Here is a 3,090-nt window from a genome sequence, read left to right as displayed (position 1 = left end):
ACAGCTACACCAGCCAGATGGTCCGCACCATTAAGTACTTCGCTGAGCTGTAATCTGAATCTTCCCGCATAAAAACGCCGCCGCACTCCGTAAGGAGCGCGGCGGCGCTTTTTTGTTGGATATACACCATATACAAGGAAAAAATCCTGCGGTACCTCCCTTTGCTGGATGGGGACACCGCAGGATTTTATCATATTTGAATATGAAAATCAGTTAAGAATCAATTATGATTTTGTCTTTGGCAAACTCTAAGGCAAGGCCAATCAATTCGTTCCGCGATCGATTCGTCTTTTTCGCTAAATCGTCATAAAAATCGACAATGGATTTATCTACCCGGATGGTAAACATTACGGGTTCGGTCTTTTTTGTGATTTTCAATTCGTCCATAGTATCACCACCTATGGCTATTATGACGGATTTTTGAACTGTATTATATATCTAATATATGTTGAAATATAAACATAAATATGGTATATTATTGGTGAAAATTAAAAATGAGGAGCGGATGAAGATGCCAAATGTTACTTGTTCTAATTGCGAAACAGAATTTGATAGCAAAGAAAAAAAGTGCCCATCTTGTGGAACAAAAAACAGATTAAAGATTTGTCCGATTTGTGGCGGACAGATGGCTAAAAGTGCTAAACGATGCCCAAAGTGCGGTGCAAAGAACAAAAAGCCGATTTACAAACGATGGTGGTTTTGGGTTCTGATAATTTATCTTGTTTATAGAATTCCACTGTTTTTTACTAAGGACAATATTGGAACATCGCAAACAGGAACTGAGCAACCTACTGTAACAGTGACACCAACCCCAACACCGACACAAACACCAACAAAAGATTTGGAAGTACTAGAGTTGGTCGGCGGTATGGATTCTGTGGAAGGTATTTACGATGAGAACGTTGGAAGCATCCACATTACAGGTCAAGTCAGAAATAACGGAGATAAAATGCTGGACTATGCAAGTGTTCAGTTTTCGCTATACGATGAAGCAGGAAATTTGTTGGGAACTGCGATGGATAATATTGTTAATTTTGACGCGGGAGAAACATGGCAGTTCGATGCAGTGGGAATATCCAATGTGCCGGTTGATACCTATAGGTTATCTGATTTGAGTGGGAACTATTATGGGTTTTAAGATACAAGGAAGGAGTGTATATATGGAAGGCAAGAAAATGAAGATAGGGGTTCTAGTTTTATTATGCCTACTTCTACTGATTTGCGCATGTGCATGTTTGGGAAGCGGTGAACAGCAAAAAATTGATGGTCAAAAGGCTCTGGTTGGAACTTGGAAATATGATAAAGCAATTGATGAAACCGGCACCGAGGTGCAAGAGGACTTATCAAATACGCTTTTGAGCGTGTACGAAGACGGAACAGCAAAACTATCCTTAGAAGAAGTTATAACGGTTGATTTAACTTGGGAATATATAAACCAAGATAAAGAGGGAGTCTATTACCAGCTTTGCAAAGAAGGTGATGATGGTGAAAGTAATACCGTAATTCAGGCTGAAATGGTATCTTCTTCAACGACGGATAAAGCAAGTTTGGCAGGATACCTTTGCTTGGAAAATGATGAAGACGCAGCAGGTGCTATGTTGGCCTTTATAAAAACGAGTGATGAGCCAACAGAAGTACTTTCTATGGTAGAAAAGGCCCAAGCTTTAGCAGATGGGGTTCAATCGGCGATAGATAAGCAAGGAAGTGAACCGACCACCGAAGGCGAGCGACAGGCGTTGGAAAAAGCATACGATTATCTAGAATACACAGCATTTTCTTATACTGGACTCATTGAACAGCTAGAATTTGAGGAATTCAGCAATAGCGAAGCAACGTATGCAGCCGATAATTGCGGGGCAGATTGGAATGAACAGGCAGCGCTGAAAGCGCAGCAGTATTTAGAATATTCCTCGTTTTCTAGAAGTGGTCTGATTGAACAGCTGGAATTTGAAGGGTTCACGCATTCGCAAGCCGAGTACGGTGTGACGCAAAACGGATATTAAAGCAATTGAAGGCACAAGCCTAAAAAGAAGTATCAAAATGTATACTTAAAGAAACACCCGCTCTTGCACACGGTGCTATAATAGAACTGCCGCCGAAAAAACGGCGGCCAATGCTGTAAAAAGGACGGGCACGTTTGCTATGGAATATGACCTCTTTTGTTTGCCGGACAATCCAATATGGCGGGGCGAGGCATTACCAGCCCACAGTGGCCCCAACCGGCGCCGTCCTTGACGCCCGGTGCTGGATATGAATACCGGGCAGTTTCCGACCCGGGGCAGCTGCATCCTATAGCAGAACCTTTCGGTGCCGAAGAAAATGACCCGAACGGTATTTTTGAGCCGGGAAAAAAGACTGGGTCGCTGGTCCCCGCTTTTGTCAATGCTTACTATGAGCAGACCGGTGTGCCGGTGGTTGGCGTGTCGGCCAGTCAAGGCGGGACCGAGATTGCCCAATGGCAGGGGCAGCAGGATCTGCTCACCGATGCACTGGGGCGGTTTGCCCAAGCCAATGCCTATCTGCAAGAAGTGTCCATGCCGGTAGGTCATCGTTTTCTGGTTTGGTGTCAGGGAGAAACAGACGGTGACCGGGAAACCACGCCCGCTTTGTATAAGGCCCGGTTCCGGAACCTATGGGCGCAGTGCCGGCAGGCGGGGCTGGAAACCTGCTTTCTGGTGGCTATCGGGCAGTATAACGGTGTCAAAGGGTGTGACTACACCGCCATCCATGCCGCGCAGTGCGAACTGGCGAGGGAAGGCCCCGGCGTGGTGCTGGCCAGCGATGATTTCGGTACCATGCAGGCCCGAGGGCTGATGAAAGACTCCTACCACTATTATCAGCAAGCCTACAACGAGGTGGGGGCTAAAGCCGGAAGGGCAGCGGCTGCTTACCGAGAAAAAATGTAAAAATGCCTCCCACAGGCCGGATTGCTTTCCGGTGTGTGGGAGGCATTTGGTTTCAAAAGGAAGAAAACTTAGATCTTGATCAGCTCGTATTCCCGGCTACCCAGACCGATCTTCTCGGCGTGTTCCAGACAGCTCTTCCAGTTGGTGGCGGGGCTGGAATCGGTGAAGTGGTCGTGGTGGTCGT

The 3,090-nt window shown here is 46.1% G+C and carries 4 protein-coding genes and 1 pseudogene; 3 read left to right on the top strand and 2 right to left on the bottom strand.

Annotation, left to right across the window (positions count from 1 at the left end):
• Window positions 1–213: 213 nt before the first annotated feature.
• Entirely contained in the window at window positions 214–387 is a 174-nt protein-coding gene (locus Q0526_RS11665; RefSeq protein WP_298733789.1) for a ribbon-helix-helix domain-containing protein, read from the bottom strand.
• Between the two features lie 124 nt (window positions 388–511).
• On the opposite strand from Q0526_RS11665, the gene Q0526_RS11660 reads away from it, so the two are divergent.
• From Q0526_RS11660 to Q0526_RS11650, 3 genes are all read left to right on the top strand, one after another.
• Window positions 512–1,138: an FxLYD domain-containing protein gene (locus tag Q0526_RS11660; protein WP_298733785.1), complete on the top strand. Its 627-nt coding sequence runs from the start codon at window positions 512–514 to the stop codon at window positions 1,136–1,138.
• Window positions 1,139–1,160: 22 nt separating this feature from the next.
• Window positions 1,161–2,003, top strand: a complete 843-nt coding sequence (locus Q0526_RS11655) for an Ltp family lipoprotein (protein ID WP_298733783.1) — start codon at window positions 1,161–1,163, stop codon at window positions 2,001–2,003.
• A 177-nt stretch (window positions 2,004–2,180) separates the two neighbouring features.
• The gene (locus Q0526_RS11650) at window positions 2,181–2,906 is read left to right on the top strand and encodes a sialate O-acetylesterase (protein WP_298733780.1); all 726 of its coding nucleotides are present in this window, start codon (window positions 2,181–2,183) and stop codon (window positions 2,904–2,906) included.
• Between the two features lie 68 nt (window positions 2,907–2,974).
• On the opposite strand, the pseudogene Q0526_RS11645 reads toward Q0526_RS11650, so the two are convergent.
• Window positions 2,975–3,090, bottom strand: a pseudogene (locus tag Q0526_RS11645) (4Fe-4S ferredoxin); the annotation flags it as partial.

It is taken from the genome of uncultured Subdoligranulum sp. (assembly GCF_937890665.1).
The sequence above is the reverse complement of the archived record's forward strand: the minus strand, read 5'-3'. Positions and strand labels throughout refer to the sequence as shown.